The sequence below is a fragment of the Demequina subtropica genome, assembly GCF_000971235.1.
In the GTDB taxonomy this organism is placed as follows: Bacteria; Actinomycetota; Actinomycetes; order Actinomycetales; family Demequinaceae; genus Demequina; species Demequina subtropica.
Map to the genome: position 1 here is coordinate 111,636 of NZ_BBMB01000004.1, position 23,262 is coordinate 134,897.

The following is a 23,262-nucleotide window of genomic DNA, read 5'->3' on the forward strand; positions in this document are numbered from 1 at the left end:
CGGGACAAGCTCCGTTGGAGCTGTCGCGACGGGGAGGGCTACACGCCCGCGGCCGCATCCTCCTTGGTGTGCGCGTTCGCATCGTCGCGCATGTCCTCGAGCTCGACCCCGCGTGTCTCGGGGACCCTCGCGAGCACGAAGAAGAAGGACAGCAGCGCCATCGTGGCGTAGAAGCCGTACGCGAACACGAGCGAGATGTCCGCCATGCCGGGGAACGAGACGGTGATGAGGAAGTTCGCGAGCCACTGGGCGGCTGCCGCGACCGCCAGCGCGGTCGCGCGCATGTGGTTGGGGAACATCTCGCCCAGGAGCACCCAGACCACGGGGCCCCACGAGGCGGCGAAGAACACCACGAACGTGTTCGCGGCCACGAGCGCGGCGGTCGCCCAGCCTCCCTCGAGCGCGGTCTCGCCCGCGGCATCGGTGGTCGCGTTCGCGAACGCGATCGCCATGACCGCGAGCGACACGAACATGCCGGCGGAGCCGATGAGCAGCAGCAGGCGGCGGCCGATGCGGTCCACGAGCGAGATCGCGATGATGGTGGCGACGATGTTGGTGAGCGAGGTGATGGTCGACGTGGTGAACGCGTCGGACTCGTCGAAGCCCACCGACTTCCACAGCGTGGTCGAGTAGTAGAAGATCACGTTGATGCCCACGAACTGCTGGAACATCGACAGCAGGATGCCGGTCCACACGATCGGGTGGAGCCCCAGCGCATGGCCGCGGAGGTCGCGCATCGAGCGCTTCTCGTCCTTGCCCAGGGAGAAGCGGATCTGGGCGATCTTGTGGTGCGGGTCCGTCTCTCCCGTGTAGTCCGCGAGGATCTGCGCGGCCTTCTCGTCCTCGTGCTTGGTGACGAGGTAGCGGGGGGACTCGGGCAGCCGCAGCGCCGCCAGGCCGTAGATGAGCGCGGGCACGGCGGCGGCCAGGAACATCCAGCGCCACGCCTCGAGTCCGGCCCACAGCTCCTCGGAGGCGCCGCCGGCGGTCGAGGCGAAGAGCTCGTCGCTGAGGAGCGCGGCGAAGATGCCGAGCACGATCGCCATCTGCTGCAGCGAGCCCAGCCGGCCCCGGAACGTCGCGGGGGCGACCTCGGCGATGTACGCGGGTGCGATCACGGAGGCGGCACCGATCGCGAGGCCGCCGAGGATGCGCCATCCGACCAGGTCCCACACGCCGAACGCGAACCCGGAACCGAACGCGGAGACGAAGAAGAGGATCGCCGAGATCACCATGACCCGGATCCGGCCGTAGCGGTTCGCGAGCCCGCCGGCGAACCACGCGCCGACCGCGCAGCCGAGCAGCGCGGACGCGACGGCGAAGCCGGTCACGGCCTCGGACAGCTCGAACTCGCCTTCGATCGCGTCCACGGCGCCGTTGATGACGGACGAGTCGAAGCCGAAGAGGAATCCACCGAGCGCGGCGCCGATGCTGATGGCGACCACGCGACCATGCAGCTTCGGGGGCGACGCGGGCGAGGTCTGTGACATGTCGGCTCCAATCGCGGGTCGCGCCGTTGCGATCCTGGCTCCTCGCACCGGCGGCAGGCCGGTACGGCCTCTACAGGTGACGCTAACGCGAATGGAGGGACGCCGCCTTCCCAACGGCGCGAAACGCCGATGGTGACGGTGCCAGGGGATCCGTCGTCCTCAGTGCCCGCCCATGAAGGGCGCCATGACGCGCGCCGCGACGCTCTCCCGCCGGGTGAGCCGCTCCTCGGCATCGGCCGCGGTCATGGCCCGCAGGCCTGCGTTGACGCCCATCCAGCGCAGCGGCTCGGGCTCCCACCGCCGGGACCGATGCCCCACCCAGGGAAGCGCCGTGAGCTCGCTGTCGACGCCGAGCACCAGGTCGCGCAGCGTGCGCCCCGCGAGGTTGGTGGTGGTGACGCCGTCGCCCACGTAGCCGCCGGCCCATCCCAGGCCGGTCTCCGGGTCGAGGCCGACCGAGGCGTGCCAGTCGCGCGCGATCCCGAGCGCGCCTCCCCACGTGTGCGTGATCTCGACGTCCCGCAGCACCGGCAGGAGGTCGACGAGCGTCGCGTGAAGCTTGCGGTGGACGTCGCGGGCGCGGCCGCGGTGGAGCGCGACCGACGAGCCGAGCCGGTACGGCGCGCCACGCCCGCCGAAGACGATGCGGTCGTCGGCCGTGCGCTGCCCGTAGATCACCAGGTGCCGGCCGTCGGAGAAGGTCTCGCGTCTGGCCAGGCCGATCTGGTCCCACATCGCGGCGGGCAGCGGCGCGCTCGCGATGATGAGGGAGTGGACGGGCACCACGTCGCGGCCGTGGCCCGGCAGCCCCGGGGTGTACCCCTCCGTCGCGCGGATCACATGCGCGGCGGTGAGGGTGCCGCGCTCCGTCTCGACGCGATGGGGGACGATGCGGGTGGCGGCCGTGAGCTCGTGGACGCGCACGCCGCGCTCGCGGACCGAGCGGACCAGCCCGCGTGCGAGGCGCCCCGGATGGATCGCCGCGCAGTCGGGCGTGTACGTCCCGCCGAGCACGCGCGTCGCGTTCAGATGGGCGCGGGCGCCGTCCGCGTCGAGCAGCGACAGCTCGTGCGCGTCGCGGCCCCACCCACGCGCCTCCTCCACCTCGGCGCGGGCGCGCGCCAGCTGGGTCCCGGTGCGGGCGAGCACCACCGTGCCGCCCTTGGCGAGGCGCGCGTCGATGCCGGCGGCGGACGATGCGCGGATCACCTCGTCGACCGAGGCGCGCATGGCGGCGTGCTGGCGCAGGGCCGCGTCGCGGCCGGCGTCGCGCGCGAGGGTCCCGAGCGAGCTCGGGAACAGCGCCGAGGCCCAGCCGCCGTTGCGGCCCGACGCGCCGAAGCCCGCGATCTCGCGCTCGACGATCGCGATGGTGAGGTCGGGGCGGGCCTCCGCGAGGTAGTACGCGGTCCACAGGCCGGTGAAGCCGGCTCCCACGATCGCGACGTCCACCTCGCGGTCGCCGTCGAGCGGGTCCTGCCCCACGAGGTCGTCCTCGGCGGTGGCGAGCCACAGGGAGATGCCCGCGTAGGCGCGGGCGCGCGCCGCCGGATCGGCCGGGGCTGGGACCCTCGCGCCACCTGGTCGATTCATGGATCAAGTGTGGTGCGCGTCACCTACGAAACATCGCTGCAATATCCCCGTCCGGACAACTCGTTTCGTGCGCGTAAATTCTCAGGCCAAAACGCCTGATTGCGCATTCCAATTTGATGAAGGCGTGCGGGATACCCGAGGCGGCATGCCACTATCTGGTCACTCGCTGTCAGCTGACCGGGTCCGCCCGGAGTCAAGGAGGTCGACGTGTCCGAGGTCACGCCGCCGGAGGAAGTGAAGAAGAAGGGCGTCTCGCGCCGTGGGCTGATGATCGGGGGCGCGGCCGGTGCCGCGGGCCTCGGCGCCGTCTACCTCATGGGCCGCGGCGGTGGCGGCGACGCATCCGCCGACTGCGTCACCACGGACCTCTCGGACACCGAGGCCGTGCTCAACGTCTCGAACTGGCCCGCGTACATCGACGAGGACGACGGCGACTACATCTCCACCCTCACGGCCTTCCAGGAGGAGTCCGGGCTCAAGGTCACCTACACGCCGGACGTCAACGACAACATCGAGTTCTTCGCGAAGGTGCGCAACCAGCTCGGCGCGTGCCAGCCGACCGGACGCGACCTGTTCGTGCTCACCGACTGGATGGCCGCGCGCATGATCGACGCCGGCTGGATCCAGAAGCTCGACAAGGCGAACGTCCCGAACCTCGACAAGAACCTGCTCTCGTCGCTCCAGGGCGTCGGCTGGGACCCGAACCGCGAGTACTCGGCGCCGTGGCAGTCGGGCTTCTCCGGCATCGCCTACAACAAGTCCCTCGTCGGCGAGGTCTCGACCATCGACGAGCTGCTCACGCGCTCGGACCTCAAGGGCAAGGTCACCCTGCTCACCGAGATGCGCGACACCATGGGCCTGCTCCTGCTCGCCGATGGCGCGGACCCGTCGAACTTCAGCGACGACGAGTGGGGCAACGCCCTCGAGAAGATCTCGAAGGCGCGCTCGGACGGTCAGATCCGTGCGTTCACCGGCAACGAGTACATCAACGACCTCGCCAACGGCAACATCGCGGCGTGCGTCGCGTGGTCGGGCGACGTCGCGGCCGCCGAGGACGAGAACCTGGTCTTCCTGCCCCCGCAGGAGGGCATGATGATCTGGTCCGACAACATGCTCGTGCCGGTCCAGGGCACCCACAAGGCCAACGCCGAGAAGTGGATCGACTACTACTACGACCCGGCCGTGGCCGCGAAGCTCGCCGCCTACGTCTGGTACGTGTGCCCCGTCGAGGGTGCGCAGGCGGAGATGGAGAAGATCGACCCGTCGCTGGTCGACAACCCGCTCATCTTCCCGACCGCCGACTACCTCGCGCAGACGCACTCCTTCATGGCGCTCGACGAGGCGAAGGCGTCGCAGTACGAGAAGGACTTCGCAGATGTCACTGGCTGACCAGGCCCGTGGGGACCTCAAGCTCACCGGTCTCCACAAGCGCTACCCCAACGGCTTCGTGGCCGTGGAGTCGCTCGACCTGGTGATCCCGCAGGGCTCCTTCTTCGCGCTGCTGGGCCCCTCGGGCTGCGGCAAGACCACGACGCTGCGGATGGTCGCCGGCCTCGAGGAGGCCACCAAGGGGACCATCCACATCGGCGACCAGGACATCACGGACGCCAAGCCCTACAAGCGGCCCGTCAACACGGTGTTCCAGAACTACGCCCTGTTCCCGCACCTCACCATCGCGGAGAACGTCGCGTTCGGCCCCAAGCGCCGTGGCGCGAAGGATCCCGCGCAGGAGGTCAAGGAGATCCTCGCGCTGACGGAGCTCACCGAGCAGGCGAACAAGAAGCCGACGCAGCTGTCGGGTGGTCAGCAGCAGCGCGTCGCGCTGGCTCGCGCGATCATCAACCGGCCCGACGTGCTGCTGCTCGACGAGCCGCTCGGCGCGCTGGATCTCAAGCTCCGTCGCGCGATGCAGATCGAGCTCAAGCGCATCCAGGAGGAGGTGGGCCTCACCTTCGTGCACGTCACGCACGACCAGGAGGAGGCCATGACGATGGCCGACACGGTCGCCGTCATGAACAAGGGCCGCATCGAGCAGATGGGCGCGCCCTACGACCTCTACACGAACCCGCAGACGACGTTCGTGGCGAACTTCCTGGGCCGCTCGAACCTCATCAAGGGCACGGTCGTGGGCCGCGAGGGCTCGGGCGCCGATGCCGTGGTGAAGGTCGACATGCACGGCACGATCGCGACGATCAAGGCGAGCAAGGTCCACACCGACTCCGACCACGGCTGGGTGGGCATCCGGCCCGAGAAGGTCCTCATCCAGCCCGAGGGCCAGGCCATCGACGCTCCGGGAGCCGCGCTCTCCGGCGCGGTGGTGGTCGACGCGAGCTACATCGGCGTCTCCACCGACTACACGCTGCGGATGCCGTGGGGCCAGGAGATCACCTGCTTCGAGCAGAACACGGGCCGCCGCGGCGGGCTCATCCCGGTGGGCACCAAGGTCGACGTGTCCTGGCGTCCCGAGTTCGCGTTCCTCCTCGACTCCGCCCAGGACGCCGAGGCAGGGCTCGAGGAGGACTGAATGGAGGCGCTCCAGCGGGTGTTCGGCAAGAACGCCGCCTATCTCCTCATCGGGCCGGCCGCGATCTGGCTCGCGGTCTTCTTCCTGTTCCCGATGCTGTCACTGCTCACCACGTCGCTGTCGGACCCGGCGACGGGCTCGCCGATCAACGGCTACACGCTCACGTGGCGCGTCGACAACTACGTCGAGGCGCTCGGCGAGTACTGGCCGTACATGATGCGCTCGCTCCTCTACGCCGGCATCGCCACGCTGGGGTGCCTGGTGCTGGGCTACGTGCTGGCGTACGCGATCGCGTTCAAGGCGGGACGGTGGAAGACGGTGATGCTCGTGCTCGTCATCGCGCCGTTCTTCACGTCCTTCCTGGTGCGCACGCTGTCCTGGAAGCTCATCCTCGCGGACAACGGGTTCATCGTGAACACCCTCCAGACGCTGCACATCCTGGGGGAGGACGGGCGCCTGCTCGCCACGCCGTTCGCGGTGATCATGGGCCTGACGTACAACTTCCTGCCCTTCATGATCCTCCCGCTCTACACGAGCCTCGAGAAGATCGACCCGAAGCTCAACGAGGCCGCGGCAGATCTGTACGCGAGCCCGTGGCAGCGCTTCACCAAGGTGATCTGGCCGCTCTCGCTGCCGGGCGTCGTCGGCGGCACGCTGCTGACGTTCATCCCGGCCACCGGCGACTACATCAACGCCTCGCTGCTCGGCAGCCCCAACACCCAGATGGTCGGCAACAAGATCCAGCAGCTGTTCACCACCGCGGGCGACTACCCGCACGCCTCCGCGCTGTCCGTGATCCTCATGGTGCTCATCGTCGCCATGGTGCTCTTCTACGTGCGCCGCGCAGGAACGGAGGAGCTGCTGTGATCACCCGCGTCGGCAACTGGATCGGCAAGCACCTCATGCTCACGCTGGGCATCCTGGTGCTGCTGTACATGTACATCCCGAACTTCATCGTCGCGTTGATGTCCTTCAACGACTCGTCGGAGTCGCGCAACCTCTACCAGTTCCAGTCCTTCACGTGGGACAACTGGCTGAACCCGTGTGCGCCTCAGGGCATGTGCGAGTCGCTCCGGGTGAGCATCAGCATCGGGCTGCTGGCGACGCTCGTCGCCACGATCATCGGCACGCTCGCCGCGTTCGCGCTCGTGCGCCACCGCTTCGAGGGCCGGTCCACCATGAACCTGGTGCTGTTCCTGCCGATGGCCACGCCCGAGATCGTCATGGGCTCGTCGCTCCTCGCGCTCTTCGTCGCGGCAGGCTTCGGCGGGCAGCTCGGCTTCTGGACGGTGTTGATCGCGCACATCATGTTCTGCATCTCGTTCGTGGTGGTGACGGTCCGCTCGCGCCTCGCGGGCCTCGACTCGAACCTCGAGAAGGCGGCGTCGGACCTCTACGCCAACGAGTGGCAGACCTTCTGGAGGATCACGTTCCCGCTGGTCTTCCCGGGCATCCTGTCCGCGGCGCTGCTCGCGTTCTCGCTGTCCTTCGACGACTTCATCATCACGAACCTCAACTCGGGCACCACGGTGACCTTCCCGATGTTCGTGTGGGGCGCCGCTCAGCGCGGCGTGCCGATGCAGGTCAACGTCATCGGCACGCTGATGTTCCTGCTCGCGCTCGGCATCGTCATCGGCGGCGAGGTGCTCTCCCGCCGTCGCGCCAAGGGCAAGGCCGTCACGCTCTGAACCAGGCATGAGAAGGGCCCCGATCCGCGTGGATCGGGGACCTTCTCGCGTCCCCGCTCGATCCGAAAATGGTGCCTCACTGTCGCGTTTCGGGAATCCCCGCCTCGCAGTGGTCGGTGGTTGTCGCTGCGGCGGGACCGCCGACAACCACCGACCACTGCGAAGCCGCGACCTCCCAGAACCGACCAGGGGCTACCACTTCCCCAGGGGCGCGGCCCGAGCGCGCGGGCGACCCGGGCGCGTGACGCGACTACAGCAGCGCGTGAGCCCGCGAGATCACGTCGCGCAGGATGCGCTCCATCTCGTCGAACTCGGGCTGGCCGATGGTGAGCGGCGGCGAGAGCTGGATGACCGGGTCGCCGCGGTCGTCGGCGCGGCAGTACAGGCCCGCCGCGTAGAGCTCCTTCGACAGGAAGCCGTGCAGCACGCGCTCGCACTCGTCGGCCGTGAGCGACTCCTTGGTCTCCCTGTCCTTCACCAGCTCGACGCCGTAGAAGTAGCCGTCGCCGCGGACGTCGCCCACCATCGGCAGGTCGAGCAGCCGCTCGAGCGTCGCGCGGAAGGCCGGAGCGTTCTCGCGGACGTGCTCGAGCACGCCCTCGGTCTCGAAGATCTCGAGGTTGCGCAGCGCCACCGCGGCGGCGACCGGGTGGCCGCCGAACGTGTAGCCGTGCGCGAACATCTCGCCGCTCTCGAGGAACGGCGCCATGAGCCTGTCCGAGGCGATCATCGCGCCCATGGGCGCGTAGCCCGAGGTGAGGCCCTTGGCGGAGGTGATGATGTCGGGGACGTAGCCGTAGCGCGTGGCGCCGAACATCTCTCCCAGCCGGCCGTACGCGCAGATGGTCTCGTCCGAGACCAGCAGCACGTCGTAGCGGTCGCAGATCTCGCGCACGCGCTGCCAGTAGCCCTCCGGCGGCGGGAAGCAGCCGCCCGCGTTCTGCACGGGCTCGAGAAACACCGCGGCGACGGTGTCGGCGCCCTCGTTGAGGATCGCGACCTCGATCTGATCCGCGGCCCAGCGTCCGAAGGCCTCCGGATCGGTGCCGTCGTGCAGGCCGTGCGTGATCTCGGCGGCGCGGTAGAGGTTCGTGTTGGGCACACGGAACGTCGACGGCACGAGCGGCTCGAACTGCTGCTTGAGGCCCGGCAGGCCGGTGATGGACAGCGCGCCGTGCGGGGTGCCGTGGTAGGCGACGTTGCGGCTGATCACCTTGTGCTTGAGGGGCTTGCCCACGAGCTTGAAGTAGTTCTTCGCGAGCTTCCACGCGGACTCGACGGAGTCGCCGCCGCCGCTGGTGAAGAACACGCGGTTGAGGTCGCCCGGGGCGAGCGCCGCGAGCTTCGCGGCCAGCTCGATCGCGGGCGGGGTGGCGTACGACCACAGCGGGTGGAAGGCGAGCTCCTTCGCCTGCGCCGCGGCAGCCTCGGCGAGGTCCTCGCGGCCGTGTCCCAGCTGGTTGACGAACAGCCCGCCCAGGCCGTCCAGATAGCGCCGGCCCTCGGCGTCGAAGATGTACGCGCCCTCACCGCGGACGATGATCGGCACGTCCTCCGTGTCGTAGCGCGAGTGCTGGGTGAAGTGCATCCACAGGTGGTCCTTGGCTGCACGCTGCATCTGTTGCGGATCCATCCGGACATGCTTCCCTGCCGACCATGCGCGCGGCAACTCGCTTCCGCCGGGGATCCACGTGGATCCGCACGGATCGTCCGGAAGGCTCAGCCGGTGGCGAGGGCCGCCACCGGCGCCGCGAGGTCGCCACGCGAGGCGACCTCGACCTCGTCCAGCCCCAGCCACGCCGCCAGGGTGCGCAGCTCGGCTGCGAGGGCCGCGGCGACCTCGGCCTCGGGCCGGCGCCGCGAACCCGGCGCGCGACCCGGCTCTCGCCACGCGGCCTCGACCGACAGCACGCCCTCGCGACGAAGCGCCTTGAGGTCCACGCGTGCCTCGAAGCGGTCGCCCAGCAGGAACAGCAGGCAGTAGTAGCCGAACACCCGCTTGGGGGCGGGCGTGTAGATCTCGATGCGGTAGTCGACGCCGAACATCCGCAGGAGCCGCGGCCGGTACCAGCACACGGGGTCGAAGGGGCTCAGCAGGGCCGATGCGGTGGCCCGGCGAGGATCTGCGGCGCCCGTCGCGAGCAGCGCGGGCTCCTTCCAGCCCTCGACGGCCGCCCACGACGCGAGACCTCGCTCCACCGCCGACTCCGCCCACGCGGCGGCGCCCGCCGCGGCGCCCTTGCGATGCGCATCGTCCCGCGCGGAGCGGGGCAGGCGGAAGTGGTCGGCGATGTCGGCGGGCGTGCCGATGCCCGTCGCCGCGAGGCCATGGTCGAACAGCGCCTGCTGGCCCTCGTCCGCGGACAGTCCCCATCCGCCCGCGGACGCGCGCGGCAGACCCCACTCGCGCATCGGCGAGTCGTAGGTCCGCCGGAAATGGGGGCCGCGCGAGGCGGCGACCTCGCCCGTGATGAAGAGGTACTCGAGCGCGTCCTTGACGTGCGACGTGTCCCACCACGTGCCGCGGGCGCCCTCGCGCGGTGCGAGGTGCTCGAGAGCGGACGCCGTGACGGGGCCGTTCTCCTCGACCGCGTCGCGCACCTGGGCGATGAGGCCCGGGCGCTCGCGCTCGAGCCGCTCGCGGTGCCGGCCCTGCCATGACGCGTACTCCGTCATGCGGTGGTGCATCGCAGGCAGGAGGGCGTGCGGCATCACCGAGGCCTCGTGGCCCCAGTGCTCGAACGCGTGCTCGCCGGACCACAGCCAGCGGTCCAGCCGGTCGCGGTCGTAGGGCCCGAACCGCGAGTACACGGGGAGGTGGTGCGCCCGCGCGAGGACGTTGACGGAGTCGAGCTGGAGCACGCCCTGTCGCTCCAGGTAGTCCCGGAAACGTGCGGGTCCCGGCCGGCCCGCGGGGCGGCGGCGCGCGAGCGACTGCGCCGCGAGGTGGATGCGGCGCGCCTCCGCGGCGCTCAGGGAGTCCGTCACGCGGCTCACTCTAGGGCCGCCCACCGACATCGATCAGGGGGTCCCGGCGCCGATTTTTGTTTTCGGGCCGATGGCGTGTAACCTATTCCGGCTGGCCCCGATAGCTCAGTCGGCAGAGCGTTTCCATGGTAAGGAAAAGGTCCAGGGTTCGATTCCCTGTCGGGGCTCCAAGTCCATCGTCATGTACGGTGGATCGCCGCCATCTGGCGGCTCGCGGCGGGGTAGCTCAGCTGGTTAGAGCGCACGACTCATAATCGTGAGGTCGCGGGTTCGAGCCCCGCCCTCGCTACGGATTCAGGCATGAGCCTGATCATGCGCCTTCGCAAGGCGCGTCCCTACAAGGCTGGGAGAGAACCATGGCCAAGAACGACGTTCGTCCGAAGATCACGCTCGCGTGCACCGAGTGCAAGGACCGCAACTACATCACGCGCAAGAACCGCCGCAACAACCCTGACCGTGTGGAGCTCTCCAAGTTCTGCCGGAAGTGCGGCAAGCACACCGCGCACCGCGAGACGCGCTAAGCAGCAGCTTCGAACGCAGGCCCGTCGCCCCTCTGGGGCGGCGGGCTTGCGCCGTTCCCGGGGGAGATCGCCCCTGGACGATGCGGGGTGGTCCCGTGCGAGACTGGCGCGATGGGGGAGCCGGGGGAGGGCGCGCGGGTCGTCGGCGCATCGACGCCCCGGGAGACCGCCGTGCGGGTGCTCGCCTTCATCGCGCGCGTGATCGCGTGGGCGCTCCTTCTGGCTGCGCTCGTCCCGGTGCTGGTGCGGCTCACGGGCTTCGAGGCCGGGCCGCTCGCGATCGCGGTCTCGATGCTCCCGTGGGCGACGCTCGCGGCGCTGATCGCCGTGATGCTCGCGGCGGCGGCGCGCGCATGGAACCTGATGGTCGCGGCACTGGTGACGTGGGGTCTCGGCGTCCTCTGGATGGCACCGCTGTTCACCGGGCCCGCCGCATCGGGCGAACCTGTGCTGACGGTTGCCACGGTGAGCCTCGCCAACAACGGGGTGCGCACCGACGAGGTCCTCGCTCTGGCGCGGGAGGGGGACGTCGACCTGCTCGCAGCGACCGAGCTCACGCCGCTCATGCTCGAGTGGCTGCGTGAGAAGGGGATCGACGACCTCATGCCCTACAGCGCCGTCTACCCCGAGGACGGCAAGTTCGGCACCGGGTTGTGGTCGACCCTGCCGATCGAGGACGCGACGCTCGAGACGGCGCTCACCGCCGCGACGGTACGCGCGGAGATCGCCTTCGGTACCGGGCGGATCACCGTCGTCGTCCCTCATCCCGAGTCGCCTGGGCTGCTCGAGCACGGCGTCTGGGAGGACGACCTCGAGGCCCTGCAGGCACTTCTCGAGTCCGAAGAGGGCACGGTGATCGTCGCGGGAGACCTCAACACGACCCGCGACCACCGCGCCTTCCGGGAGATCGAGGCGCTCGGCTACGTCGACGCGGTCGACTCCGCCGGAGCGGGTTTCATGGGGACGTACCCCGACGGGCTCGTCGTCTCGAGGGTGTGGCCGGGGCCGGCATGGGTCACCACGCCCCTGGTCGCCATCGATCACGTGCTCGTGCGCGGATCGACGCTGCAGGCCGTTGAAGCGCACACGGTGTCGCTCCAGGGCAGCGATCATCGAGCACTGGTGGTCCGCCTCGCGAGCGGGTGACGCGCGCCTGGCATCGGCATCCTGGATAGGGTGGCGATGTGCCAGTGAACACCGAAGCCGTGGGCCGCGCTTACGGCCCCCATGAGCCCTACGAGGTCACGCGGGTCAAGATCCGCGAGTTCGCCGACGCCGTCGACGCGTACTCGTTCGCGCATCGCAGCGAGGAGGCCGCCCGGGCCGAGGGGTTCCCCGACGTGGTCGCGCCCACGACCTTCGCGGTGGTCATCGCTCAGCAGGCCGAGTTCCACGTGGTGGTCGACCCTGAGGTCGGCGTCGACTTCTCCCGCGTGGTCCACGCGGACGAGCGCTTCGCCCACCATCGTCCGATCATCGCGGGCGACCTCATCTCCGCCACCGTCCACATCGACGACATCAAGCAGCGCGGGGGCATCTCGACCGTCACCACACGCACCGAGCTCACCGACGAGGACGGCTCACCCGTGTCGACCGTGATCAGCACCCTCGCGGTGCGCGAGGAGGCCTGATGAGCGCCGAGAACCGTCCGTCGTTCGCGGGCCTCGAGGTGGGCCAGGTGGTCGCCGAGCGCGAGGTCGCCTTCAGCCGCGACTCGCTCGTGCGCTACGCGGGCGCCTCTGGGGACTTCAACCCGATCCACTACAACGACGCGTTCGCCGAGTCCGTCGGGCTTCCCGGTGTGATCGCGCACGGCATGCTGACGATGGGCACCGCCGCCTCTGTGGTCGAGGAGTGGGCCGGGCCCGGCAACATCGTCGACCTGCAGACGCGGTTCGCGCGCCCGATCCCGGTCCCCGCGATGGGCGAGGCCGAGGTCGCGATCACGGCGAAGGTCGGGGCGCTCGACGCCGAGGCGACCACCGCGCGCATCGACATCCTCGTGGAGTTCGAGGGACAGAAGATCCTGGCGAAGGCCCAGGCAGTCGTCGCCTGCGCGTAGCCGCGGGCGGGCGCGGCGCCCGAGCGCAACGTCCGGTGGTCAGGAAACGCTCCCGCGTGCCTATAGGGTGACGCTCGCGAGATCCCGTCGTGCGCCCCGAGCGTAAGGCGTTAGCGTCGCTAGCCCGAGGGGTTCGCACCCACAACCCCCGGGAGAGCTTGACGCTGCGCGCGTCCTCCCGCCATCCGAGAGAGGACGTATGAGCGTCAGCACCGAGGAGCGGACCGGTTTCGCCGGCAAGATCGACTCCTACTTCGAGATCACCAAGCGCGGCTCGACCTTCGGCCGCGAGATCCGTGGTGGTCTCACCACCTTCTTCACCATGGCGTACATCGTCGTGCTGAACCCGCTCATCATCGGCACGGTCGCCGACGGCACGGGCAAGTACCTGGGCGGCGGCGACGCGCCGAACACCGCGCTCGTCGCTGCCGCTACCGCGCTGGTCGCGGGCCTCCTGTCGATCCTCATGGGCGTGTGGGCGCGGTTCCCGCTCGCCATGGCCGCAGGGCTGGGCATCAACGCCTTTCTCGCGTACGGCATCGCGTCGCGCGAGGGCATGACCTGGCCCGAGGCGATGGGCTTCGTGGTCCTCGAGGGCGTGGTCATCACGGTCCTGGTGCTGTCGGGATTCCGCAAGGCGGTCTTCGCCGCGGTCCCCGCGTTCCTCAAGCAGGCCATCGCGGTCGGCATCGGCCTCTTCCTCGCCTTCATCGGCCTGTACGACGCGGGCATCGTCCGCTCGGGCGCAGGCACCCCCACGCAGTTCGGCGACGGCGGCTACATCTCGACGTGGCCGATGGTCGTGTTCGTGGTCGGCCTCTTCACCGCGATCGTCCTCATGGTGAAGAAGGTGCGCGGCGCGCTGCTCATCTCGATCGTGGTCGCCACCGTGCTCGCGGTGGTCCTCGAGTCGGCGCTGTCGCTCGGCTCCTCCGTCGACAACCCGTCGGGCTGGGCGCTCGTGGTGCCCGCGATCCCCGACACGCTGGTCTCCGCCCCGGACTTCTCGCTCATCGGCCAGGTCGACCTCTTCGGCGGCTTCACCACGTTGCCCGTGCTCACCGCGCTGCTGCTGGTGTTCTCGCTGCTCATCACCGACTTCTTCGACACCATGGGCACCATGACCGCCGTCGGTGCCGAGGCGGAGCTCAACGACGAGGACGGCAACCCGCCGCGCGCCCAGGAGGTGCTGCTGGTGGACTCGGTCGGCGCCGTGGCCGGTGGCCTGGGCTCGGTGTCCTCGAACACCTCGTACATCGAGTCCGCCGCGGGCGTGGGCGACGGTGCGCGCACCGGTCTGGCCTCCGTGGTGACCGGCATCGCGTTCCTGCTGTCGACGTTCCTCACGCCGCTGTACGCGCTGGTGCCCTTCGAGGCCGCCACCCCCGTGCTCGTGGTTGTCGGTTTCCTCATGGTGTCGCAGGTCGCTGGCATCGACTGGAAGGACTACCGGATCGCGATCCCGGCCTTCCTCACGTTCATCATCATGCCGTTCGGCTACTCGATCTCCGCCGGCATCGGCGTGGGCTTCATCTCGTACGTCGTGCTGCAGGTGGTCGCCGGCGGTGCGAAGAAGATCCACCCGCTCATGTGGGGCACCGCGGCGGCCTTCGTCGTGTACTTCGCGATGGGCCCGATCATCAACGCGCTCGGCTGACCCACCCGACCCCATCCCTGCGGCTCCGCCACACCGGATCGCGGCTCCGCCACGCACGCCTCGGCGTGTCGGCGGCGCGTCGCGGCTCGCAGCGCTCCTCCGAGCGCCTCGAGCAGGATCTGGTGTGGCGGAGCCGTTGCGTGGGGGAAGCGGGGCGCCTCAGCGCGGCGCGCGGGCCGTCGTCGAGCCGAGTCGCAGCTCGAGCGGCATCACCACCGGCTCGGGGGACTCGCCTGCGAGCAGCGCCTTGACCTCGGCGGCCAGCGCATGGCCCTTCGCCTCGGCGTCCTGCACCTGCGTCGTGAGCTCGTGCGGCGCGATCCACGGGATGTCGATCCCGTCGAAGCCCGTGACCGACAGCTGCTGAGGCACGGGGATGTCGAGCTCGCGCGCCGCCAGGATCGCGCCCCCCGCGAGGAGGTCGGACTGGCACACCAGGGCGGTGGGGCGGGGCTCCGAGGCGAGCGCGAGGTGCGCGGCCGCGATCCCCTCGGCGACGATCGACGCGCGCGCCTCGACCACCACGCACGGCTCGATGCCCGCATCCGCGAAGGCCTCGAGGCGCCGGTGCACGGGCGTCCATGCGGTCTGAGCGAGCGCCTCCTCGAGCGTGAGGACGCGGGTCTCGCCGTCGAGCCCCGACGGCAGCGTGATGGTGCCGATGCGCTCGTGGCCCAGGTCCCTCAGGTGGCGGATGAGCGCCGCGGTGGCGGCGCGGTCGTCGATCTCGAGCACCCCGGCGCCGGCAGGGGCCTCTCCCTCCATCACGACGACCGGCAGCCCGCGGCGGCGGGCGATCTCGATCGCCGGCTCGTCGTCGTGGTCGCGCACGCGCAGCAGCACCGCGGCGTCCATCGCGGCGGTCTCGAGCAGGCTGCGCTCCCCGGGCTCGCCGGTAGGCGTCGGGATCAGCAGGACGCCGAGCCCCATCTGCCCCAGATCGCCCACCAGCCCGTCCATGATGCGGAGCATGAGCGGGTCGCGGAAGGACAGCTGCAGGCGCTCGTGGATCACCACGCCGACCACGCCGGTGCGGCCCGAGCGCAGCGCGCGCGCATGCGGCGCGGGCCCGGCGTAGCCGAGGTGCTCGGCGGCGCGCTCGACCTTGGCGCGCGTCTCCGGTGACAGCGGGCCGGCGCCGGAGTAGGCGAGCGACACGGTCGACACGGAGACGCCCGCGTGCGCGGCCACATCGGCCATGGTGGGGCGACGCGTGCGCGACACTTGCTCTCCCTCGGCTCGGTTGGAGGTCAGCGTAGCGCCGGACCATGCCGATGCAGGGCATAGCCTGGGATGCCGCCCACCCGCGGCCTGTCAGGAGGAGAAGTGGCACACGCCCCCGCCGGGCTCAGCCCCGCCCGCATCGCCGCCGCGCGCCGCGGCGTGCTCGCGATCTTCTGGATCATGGGCGTCTTCATGGCGACGCAGGTCTCGCGCTACCCGACCATCACCGAGCTGCTCGACGTCTCGACCGGCGAGCTGGCGCGGCTGCTGCTGTTCGGCGCGCTCGGCGCGCTGTGCGCGCTGCTCGTGACGGGCTGGTCCGTGGCGCGCTTCGGGACGCGTGAGCTCCTGTGGTGGTCGTCCTTCGGCTTCCTCGCGGCGATCGCGCTGCTGGGCGCCGCGACCGCGTGGGCCTCCCAGCCGCTCTTCGCCGTCGCATCGTTCCTGGTGTCGGTCGGTTTCGCGGTGACCAACGTGAGCATGAACGCCGAGGCCGCCGCGGTGGAGCGGGCGATGGAGCGCGCCGTGCTCCCGCAGTTCCACGCGGCGTTCTCCGTCGGCATGGCGATGGGGCTCGCGCTCGGCGCCGCGGTCTCCCACCTGGGCGTCGCGCCCGTGTGGCACTTCCTCGGGGTGGGCGTGGTGCTCACCGCGCTGCGGCTCGCGGTGCTCCCGGCCGCCGTCATGGACGGGCGCCCGCGGCCGGACGATGCGCGCCCCGGGCTGGGCGGCCCCTTCGCGGCCGCGCGCGACGAGTACCGCGACCGCCGCGTGGTGCTCATCGGCCTCATCGTGTTCTCCGCGTCGACCATCGAGGGGGCCGCCGCGCAGTGGGCGTCGCTCGCCGTGGTGGAGGCGTTCGACCAGCCCGAGGCGGTCGGCGACCTCCTCTACTGGGTGTTCGTGGTCGCGATGGTGACGCTTCGGTGGGGCGGCGCCGCGGTCATCGGCCGGCTGGGCCGTGTGGTCGCGCTACGGGCCTCCGCCGCGCTGGTGATCGCGGGCGTCGCGATCTTCGCGTTCGCGCCCGCGCTCGCGCTCGTGCCGGTGGGCATGGTGCTGTGGGGGCTCGGCGCCGCGCTCGGCGTGCCGATCGGCTTCTCCGCGGCCTCGGACGAGCCCGACAAGGCCGCGGCGCGCGTGGCGGCCGTGTCCTCGTTCTCGACCATCGCGGGCCTCGTGATGCCGCAGGTGATCGGCCACCTGGGCGACCTGGTCGAGCTGCGCAAGGCGCTCCTCGTCACCGTGCCGGCGGCGGTGCTGTCCTTCCTGATCGCGCGCGCGGTGCGACGCGAGGGCCCGCTGTTCCGGTCGCATCGTGCCCTCGCGCGCCGCGTCGAGGACGAGGCGGCGCGTGACGAGGCCGCGGCCGTGGTCGCCGACGGTCTCGAGCCCGTCCAGGCGCTCCCGGAGGAGGACGCCCCGGTCGAGCGATGAGGCGCCCCTGCCACGGTGTCGGTCCCCGGTGCTAGCGTCGGGAGGGTCCTGGCGCTGAGGGACGATGCGGAGGGGGAGCCGCATGGAGGCATCGTCGGTCGATGCGCGCCGCGTGCGTGCAGCGCGCGTGGGCGTGCTCGTGCTGTTCGTCGGCATGGGGATCATGCTGGGCACGCACGTGTCGCGCGTCCCCAGCATCCGCGACGCGCTCGGGCTCACGCCGGCCGGCCTCGCCGCGCTGTTCATCATCGGGTCGGTCGGCGGGCTCGTCGCCTTCGCGCTGCTCGGCGGCCTGGTCGCGCGCATGGGCTCGCTCGCGCTCATCCGCCTGGCCTCGGGGGCGACCATCGTGGGGTTCTGGGCGATGGGGTACGCCGCGCATCTGGGCACGTCGCTCGGCTTCGCCCTCGCGCTGTTCGTGACGCTCGGCGCGTTCGAGACCGTCAACGCGCTCGCGAACGCCGAGGCCGCGACCGTCGAACGCCTCGTGGGGCGCTCGATCATGTCGCAGTTCCACGCCGCGTTCTCGCTCGCGCTGCTCGCGGGCGTGGGCATCGGTGCGCTGTACTCGCACGCGGGCGTGGCGGTAGGCGTGCACTTCGCGGTCAACGTCGCGGTGGTCGGCGCGGCGTTCCTCGCGGTGGCGGCCGTCGCGATCATCGACGGTCGCCCGCCGCCCGCGGACAGCGTCGAGAGCAAGGACGGGCTGTTCGTCACGCTCAAGGTGGCGGGGCGGGAGCCGCGCACGCTCGCGCTCGGCTTCATCCTGTTCTGCGCGTTCACGGTCGAGATGGGCGCCGCGGACTGGGTGCCGCTCGCGATCGTCGACGACTTCGGTCGCACCGAGGCGCTAGCGGCCGCGCTCTACGCCGTCCTGGTGGTCGCGCAGAGCGTGATCCGGATGATGGGCGCGCCGCTCATCGACAGGCTCGGCCGCGTGACCGTGCTGCGGGCCTGCGCGGTGCTCGTCGCCGCGGGCGCCGTGGTCTTCGCGTTCACGCCGGCCTTCTGGGGGGTGCCGCTCGCGCTGCTGATCTGGGGTTGCGGCGTCTCGTTCGGATACCCGCTCGCGATCTCGGCCGCCGGCGACGACCGCACCCACGCGACCGCCCGCGTGGCCGCCGTCGCGGCCTTCGGCACCATCGCGGGCCTCACGATGCCGCAGGTCATCGGGTTCATCGCGGAGCACATCGAGCTCCGCAAGGCGCTCCTCGTGACGGTGGTCGCGGCCGTGGCCATGTTCGCTCTCGCGCCGGCCGCGCGGCCGCTCGTCGCTGCGCCCGGGGCCCTGGGGGCGGGGGCCGGGGCCGGCGCCGGTGCGACCGAGCGGGACCGGGAGGAGGCGCGGGACGCCGATACCCTGGGACCATGAACCTCGCCTCGCTGACCACCCTCCGTGTCGGCGGCCCGGCGCATGAGCTGCGCGAGGCGGAGAGCGAGGGTGACCTCATCGACGCGGTGCGGTCGGCGGACGCGGGCGGCACCCCGTTGCTCGTGGTCGGCGGAGGTTCGAACCTCCTGGTCTCGGACGAGGGCTTCGACGGCGTGGTGGTCCGGGACGCCCGCGCCGAGGTGAGCCTGGTCAACGACGGCGCCTGCGGCGGGCTGTCCATCACGGCGACCGCGGGCACGCCGTGGGACGCGCTCGTCGCGCAGGCGGTGGAGTCCGAGTGGAGCGGCTTCGAGGCGTTGTCCGGCATCCCGGGCTCCGCGGGCGCGACCCCGGTGCAGAACGTCGGCGCGTACGGCGCGGAGGTCAAGGACATCGTCGCGTCGGTGCGCACGTGGGACCGCGAGGCGGGCGCCGTGGCCACGCTGCCGCTGGTCAAGGCCGAGTTCGGCTACCGCGACTCGATGTTGAAGCGCACGATGACCCACGGCCCGTGGGGCCCCACGCCCCGGTACGTCGTCATGGACGTGACGTTCCACACGCGGATGGCAAGCCTCTCTGCGCCCGTGCGCTACCAGCAGCTCGCGACCGCGCTCGGCGTCGAGCTCGGGGCCCGCGTGCCCATCACGGAGGTGCGCGCCGCGGTGCTCGAGCTGCGCGCCTCCAAGGGCATGGTGCTCGACCCGGCCGACCACGACACCTGGAGCGCCGGGTCCTTCTTCACCAACCCCATCGTCCCCGAGGCTGCGGTGCCCGTCGACGCCCCGCGCTATCCGGCCGCCGGCGACGGCCTGGTCAAGACGTCGGCGGCGTGGCTCATCGAGCACGCCGGCTTCGCGAAGGGCTTCGGCGTGGTCGACGATGCGCGGGCCACGCTGTCGACCAAGCACACGCTCGCGCTCACCAACCGGGGCGACGCGACGGCGGCGGACGTGGTCGAGCTCGCGCGCGCGGTCCGCGACGGCGTGCGCGAGGCGTTCGGGATCACCCTGGTCCCGGAGCCGGTGACCGTCGGCATCGAGATCTAGCCTCCGACCGTTCCCGCGGCGCGACGCCCGGAGGTCGGGACCCCCGGGCGTCGCGCATCGTCCGCGCGTCCGTCAGCCGTCGAACGCGATCGCCTCGAGCACGTCGAGCTTCGCGGCGCGGCGAGCCGGCCACCAGGCCGCGACGATGCCCGCGACGATCGCCAGCGCCGTGTAGACGGCGAGCAGGCCCCACGGGACGGCCACGGTGTCGAAGCCGAACTCCTCGAGAGCGCGGATCAGCGCGATGCCGAGCGCGACGCCCAGGATGATCCCGAGGACCGCGCCGAACACGCTCATCACCACGGACTCGATCCGGATCATCCGGCGCACGGAGCGGCGCCGCGAGCCCACGGCCCGGAGCAGCCCGATCTCGCGAGTCCGCTCCGTCACCGACAGCATCAGGGTGTTGGCCACGCCCAGGACGGCGATCACGAGCGCTCCGGACAGCAGCGCGGTGATGACCGCGAGCATGAGGTCGATGAGCTGGTTCGCGAGCTCGAGCAGGTCGTCCGGCGTCTGCAGGGCGAACAGCGGGAGCTCCTCGGCGGTCCAGGCCTCGAGGTCCGTCCCCATCTGGGCGAGGTCCGCGCCGGCCTCCGCGGTGATCATGTACTGCCAGATCTCGACATCGTCGGAGAGCTGCTCCGCCTGGGCGAAGTCGATGAAGTACTGGCCGTCGCCCTCGACCGTGTACTCGCCGGTGACCTCGAGCGTGAGGCTGCCGTCGGGTCCGTCGAAGGTGAGCGTGTCGCCGATCGCGGTGCCGGCCTCGAGCACGGACGAGGCCACGAAGACGCCGCCGTCGATCTCCGCCAGCGAGGGCTCGGTCTCGTACGCGTAGCCCTCCTCGGCGGTGGCGGTGTCGAGCACGGTGATCTCGGCGGGAGCGCCGTCGACATCGGCCTCGACGTAGCCGCCGCGGGTGACGGTGTCGACGCCCGCGACGTCCTTCAGGCCGGAGACGTACGCTGCGTCGTCCGGGCCGGGGATGGTCGTCGCGACCACCAGGTAGTCGGCGCGGAGCTGGCCCGCCACCGCATCGTTCGCCACGGCCTTGACCGTCTGCGTCACGGTGGCGGTCATGGCGAGGAGCATCACGCCGATCATGAGCGCGGCCGCGGTGTTGGCGCTGCGGCGAGGCTCGCGGTGGATGTTGGTCGCGGCGAGCTTGCCGTCGACCCGCCACACCCGCGCGAGCAGGTCGCGCATCCCGAACGCGAGCGGCACTAGCAGCTGCGCCGCGAGCAGGGTCACGCCGAGCACGAGCAGCACCGCGCCCGCGCCCACGTAGACGTACGGTCGCTCGAGTCCCGCATAGAGTCCCACCGCGGTGAGGCCCGCGCCGGCCAGCGCGAGGGCGCCGCCCACGATGTTGCGCATCGTGAGACCCCGCCGGTTCTGCACGGCCGCGTCCCGCATGGCCTCCATCGGGGAGATGCGCGAGGCGTGGATGGCGGGCAGCAGGGCCGACGCGACGGTCACCAGGATGCCGACCGCGAAGCCCCACACGATCGCGTCGAGCGGGATGATCGGCGCGGCGAACGACTCGCCCGGGCCGAGCGCCTTGAGGAGCCAGATGATGCCGCCCGCGAGCGCGTAGCCCAGGAGGATGCCGGTGACCGACGCGACGATGCCGATGAGCAGCGCTTCGCCGAGCACCATGCTGCGGACCTGCTGGCCCTTCACACCGACCGCCCGCAGCAGGCCGAACTCGCGGGTGCGCTGCGTGACGATGATCCGGAACGTGTTCGCGATGATGTACGCGCCGACGAACAGCGCGACGAACGCGAACGCGAGCGTGAAGACGTCGACCGCCTTGAGGGCCTCGCCGAGCGACTGAGCCTGCTCCTCCGCCTTCGCGGCGCCGGTGAGCGCGCGGGCACCGTCGGGGAGCGCGGCGTCGATCGCGGTGGCCACGGCCGCCGCGTCGGCGCCGTCCTCGATGCGCACGTGGATGACCGACCACCCGTGGTCGCCGCCAGCGATGGCATGCACGCCCTCGAGGGTGGTCCAGACGAGCGTCGCGCCCTGGGTGTTGTTGCTGTCTCCCCACGTGGCGGTGCCGACCACGGTCGCGGAGGTGGTGCCCGCGACGCCGCCGACCACCAGCTGCTGGCCCACGGAGATCCCCGCGTTCTCGGCGGTGTCGACGTCGACCACCAGCTCGTCCGCCGCCTCGGGGGCGCGGCCGTCGACGATGGTCGCGGAGTCGAAGTCCTCGACGCCGGTCCAGTTGAAGAACAGCGTGGGCGGGCCGAAGCCGCCGCCTCCCGAGAGGGTCTCGCCGTCCGTGTCGATGAGCGCGCCCATCGCCTCGGTCGAGCCCATCGCGAGGTCCACGCCCGCCGTGCTCTGCGCGGTCTGGACCACCGCGTCGTCGAGGCCGTCGGCCAGGCTCTCGCCCGAGGTCGGGTCGCCGACCTCTCCGTCATCGGTGACGGGTTCGACGATGACGTCGACGCCGTCGTAGATCTCGCCGAACAGCTGGGTGAAGCCCCGATCGAGCGAGTCGGTGAAGATGTGCGTCGCCGCGATGAGCCCCACGCCGAGCGCGACCGCGAACGCGGTCAGCATGAGCCGCTTGGGGTTGTGCCGGACGGACTTGGCTGCCAGGCGGAACATCAGTGCCCCATCTCCTTCATGCGGTCGAGGACGCGCTCCGCGCTCGGCTCACGCATCTGGTCGACGATGCGGCCGTCCGCGAGGAACAGGACGCGGTCCGCGTACGACGCGGCCGACGGGTCATGCGTGACCATGACGATGGTCTGACCGAACTCCTTCACGGCGCGCTGCATGAAGCCCAGCAGCTCGGCGCCCGAGCGGGAGTCGAGGTTGCCCGACGGCTCGTCCGCGAAGATGAGCTCGGGGCGGGCGACGAGCGCGCGGGCGACCGCGACGCGCTGCTGCTGGCCGCCCGAGAGCTCGGCGGGAAGGTGCGTGAGGCGGTCGGCGAGGCCCAGGATGCCGATGATCTCGTCGAACCACGCGGGGTCGACCGGGCGGCCCGAGATGTCGAGCGGGAGCGTGATGTTCTCGCGCGCGGTGAGCGCCGGGATGAGGTTGAAGGCCTGGAAGACGAACCCGATCTTGTCGCGGCGGACCTGCGTGACCTTGTCCTCGGAGAGGCTCGTGATGACGGTGTCGCCGATGGTGGAGAGCCCTGCGGTGAGCCGGTCGAGACCCGCGAGCGTGTGCAGCAGCGTCGACTTGCCCGAGCCGGACGGGCCCATGATCGCGGTGAACTCGGCGGCGGCGATGTCGACGTCGATGCCGTCGAGCGCGCGGACGGCCGCGTCGCCGGTGCCGTAGTCCTTGGTGCCGCCGCGCATGGACGCGGCGACGGCGACGCTGGTCTCGGCGATCGTGGTGATGGTGGTGGTCATGGTGTCCTCCCGATGATGTCTGCCTCGGTCATCGTCGGTCGGAGGGGGTGGTCGGCACATCGGCCGCGCGCACGGTTTGTCCGGATCGTCCGCATGGGGGAAGGCCGGGGGTGTCGTGGGGGTTCTCCCTGCCCCCAGACATGGGGGGCGACCCCCACCGCCCGACAGTGCCAACGGATCCCGGACGGACGATGCGGCGTGTCGCCCGAGTTCCGTGCGACACGCCGGCGGCCCGGGACAAGGTCCGTTGGCGTTGTCAGAGGGAGGGGAGGGGGTG

General features: G+C 71.0%; 19 protein-coding genes and 2 tRNA genes. 14 read left to right on the forward strand and 7 right to left on the reverse strand.

Going from position 1 to position 23,262, the window contains the following annotated elements; genetic code table 11:
- Positions 1-38: 38 nt before the first annotated feature.
- Together AOM06_RS04125 and AOM06_RS04130 are read right to left on the reverse strand one after the other, a co-directional pair.
- Positions 39-1,490 carry a sugar porter family MFS transporter gene (locus AOM06_RS04125; RefSeq protein ID WP_082105301.1) on the reverse strand — a complete coding sequence of 484 codons (1,452 nt, stop codon included), beginning with the start codon at positions 1,488-1,490 and terminating at the stop codon, positions 39-41.
- 159 nt (positions 1,491-1,649) lie between these two features.
- A complete protein-coding gene (locus AOM06_RS04130; RefSeq protein ID WP_082105302.1) occupies positions 1,650-3,083 on the reverse strand; it encodes an NAD(P)/FAD-dependent oxidoreductase in 1,434 nt (477 codons plus the stop codon).
- 207 nt (positions 3,084-3,290) lie between these two features.
- On the opposite strand from AOM06_RS04130, the gene AOM06_RS04135 reads away from it, so the two are divergent.
- From AOM06_RS04135 to AOM06_RS04150, 4 genes are read left to right on the forward strand one after another with little or no spacing between them, the layout of a single operon-like run.
- Positions 3,291-4,472 (forward strand): polyamine ABC transporter substrate-binding protein, encoded by a 1,182-nt coding sequence (locus AOM06_RS04135; protein WP_228372850.1) that lies wholly within the window; start codon positions 3,291-3,293, stop codon positions 4,470-4,472.
- Entirely contained in the window at positions 4,459-5,607 is a 1,149-nt protein-coding gene (locus AOM06_RS04140) for an ABC transporter ATP-binding protein (protein ID WP_062303185.1), read from the forward strand. Before AOM06_RS04135 ends, AOM06_RS04140 begins: the two co-directional genes overlap by 14 nt.
- The gene (locus tag AOM06_RS04145; RefSeq protein ID WP_062303187.1) at positions 5,608-6,474 is read left to right on the forward strand and encodes an ABC transporter permease; all 867 of its coding nucleotides are present in this window, start codon (positions 5,608-5,610) and stop codon (positions 6,472-6,474) included.
- The gene (locus AOM06_RS04150) at positions 6,471-7,295 is read left to right on the forward strand and encodes an ABC transporter permease (RefSeq protein WP_228372851.1); all 825 of its coding nucleotides are present in this window, start codon (positions 6,471-6,473) and stop codon (positions 7,293-7,295) included. The genes AOM06_RS04145 and AOM06_RS04150 overlap by 4 nt, the downstream gene beginning before the upstream one ends.
- Positions 7,296-7,545: 250 nt before the next feature.
- On the opposite strand, the gene AOM06_RS04155 is transcribed toward AOM06_RS04150, so the two are convergent.
- Entirely contained in the window at positions 7,546-8,928 is a 1,383-nt protein-coding gene (locus AOM06_RS04155; RefSeq protein ID WP_062303189.1) for an aspartate aminotransferase family protein, read from the reverse strand.
- Positions 8,929-9,014: 86 nt separating this feature from the next.
- Positions 9,015-10,283 (reverse strand): winged helix-turn-helix domain-containing protein, encoded by a 1,269-nt coding sequence (locus AOM06_RS04160; RefSeq protein ID WP_062303191.1) that lies wholly within the window; start codon positions 10,281-10,283, stop codon positions 9,015-9,017.
- 94 nt (positions 10,284-10,377) lie between these two features.
- Here AOM06_RS04160 and AOM06_RS04165 point away from each other — a divergent pair.
- The 7 genes from AOM06_RS04165 (at position 10,378) to AOM06_RS04195 (ending at position 14,523) form a co-directional block, all read left to right on the forward strand.
- Positions 10,378-10,453 (forward strand) — tRNA-Thr (locus AOM06_RS04165).
- Positions 10,454-10,498: 45 nt separating this feature from the next.
- Positions 10,499-10,572, forward strand: a tRNA-Met gene (locus tag AOM06_RS04170).
- Positions 10,573-10,639: 67 nt separating this feature from the next.
- The gene (gene rpmG, locus AOM06_RS04175; RefSeq protein WP_042213233.1) at positions 10,640-10,804 is read left to right on the forward strand and encodes a 50S ribosomal protein L33; all 165 of its coding nucleotides are present in this window, start codon (positions 10,640-10,642) and stop codon (positions 10,802-10,804) included.
- Positions 10,805-10,915: 111 nt separating this feature from the next.
- The gene (locus AOM06_RS04180) at positions 10,916-11,950 is read left to right on the forward strand and encodes an endonuclease/exonuclease/phosphatase family protein (RefSeq protein ID WP_062303195.1); all 1,035 of its coding nucleotides are present in this window, start codon (positions 10,916-10,918) and stop codon (positions 11,948-11,950) included.
- A 38-nt stretch (positions 11,951-11,988) separates the two neighbouring features.
- Positions 11,989-12,435, forward strand: coding sequence for an FAS1-like dehydratase domain-containing protein (locus tag AOM06_RS04185; protein WP_062303197.1), 447 nt, complete (start codon positions 11,989-11,991; stop codon positions 12,433-12,435).
- Positions 12,435-12,866, forward strand: a complete 432-nt coding sequence (locus AOM06_RS04190; RefSeq protein WP_062303199.1) for a MaoC/PaaZ C-terminal domain-containing protein — start codon at positions 12,435-12,437, stop codon at positions 12,864-12,866. Before AOM06_RS04185 ends, AOM06_RS04190 begins: the two co-directional genes overlap by 1 nt.
- A 199-nt stretch (positions 12,867-13,065) precedes the next feature.
- The gene (locus AOM06_RS04195; protein WP_062303201.1) at positions 13,066-14,523 is read left to right on the forward strand and encodes an NCS2 family permease; all 1,458 of its coding nucleotides are present in this window, start codon (positions 13,066-13,068) and stop codon (positions 14,521-14,523) included.
- Positions 14,524-14,682: 159 nt separating this feature from the next.
- Here AOM06_RS04195 and AOM06_RS04200 read toward each other — a convergent pair whose 3' ends face one another.
- Positions 14,683-15,747 carry a LacI family DNA-binding transcriptional regulator gene (locus AOM06_RS04200; RefSeq protein WP_228372852.1) on the reverse strand — a complete coding sequence of 355 codons (1,065 nt, stop codon included), beginning with the start codon at positions 15,745-15,747 and terminating at the stop codon, positions 14,683-14,685.
- 102 nt (positions 15,748-15,849) lie between these two features.
- Here AOM06_RS04200 and AOM06_RS04205 point away from each other — a divergent pair, with 102 nt between their 5' ends.
- The 3 genes from AOM06_RS04205 (at position 15,850) to AOM06_RS04215 (ending at position 19,602) form a co-directional block, all read left to right on the forward strand.
- Entirely contained in the window at positions 15,850-17,184 is a 1,335-nt protein-coding gene (locus AOM06_RS04205; protein WP_062303203.1) for an MFS transporter, read from the forward strand.
- A gap of 82 nt (positions 17,185-17,266) precedes the next feature.
- Positions 17,267-18,556: an MFS transporter gene (locus AOM06_RS04210; protein WP_062303205.1), complete on the forward strand. Its 1,290-nt coding sequence runs from the start codon at positions 17,267-17,269 to the stop codon at positions 18,554-18,556.
- A complete protein-coding gene (locus AOM06_RS04215) occupies positions 18,553-19,602 on the forward strand; it encodes a UDP-N-acetylmuramate dehydrogenase (protein ID WP_062303207.1) in 1,050 nt (349 codons plus the stop codon). Before AOM06_RS04210 ends, AOM06_RS04215 begins: the two co-directional genes overlap by 4 nt.
- Positions 19,603-19,674: 72 nt before the next feature.
- Here the strand turns inward: AOM06_RS04215 and AOM06_RS04220 are convergent, their stop codons facing one another.
- Together AOM06_RS04220 and AOM06_RS04225 are read right to left on the reverse strand one after the other, a co-directional pair.
- Positions 19,675-22,224 carry an ABC transporter permease gene (locus AOM06_RS04220; RefSeq protein ID WP_062303209.1) on the reverse strand — a complete coding sequence of 850 codons (2,550 nt, stop codon included), beginning with the start codon at positions 22,222-22,224 and terminating at the stop codon, positions 19,675-19,677.
- A complete protein-coding gene (locus tag AOM06_RS04225; protein WP_062303212.1) occupies positions 22,224-22,985 on the reverse strand; it encodes an ABC transporter ATP-binding protein in 762 nt (253 codons plus the stop codon). The genes AOM06_RS04220 and AOM06_RS04225 overlap by 1 nt, the downstream gene beginning before the upstream one ends.
- Between the last annotated feature and the right edge of the window lie 277 nt (positions 22,986-23,262).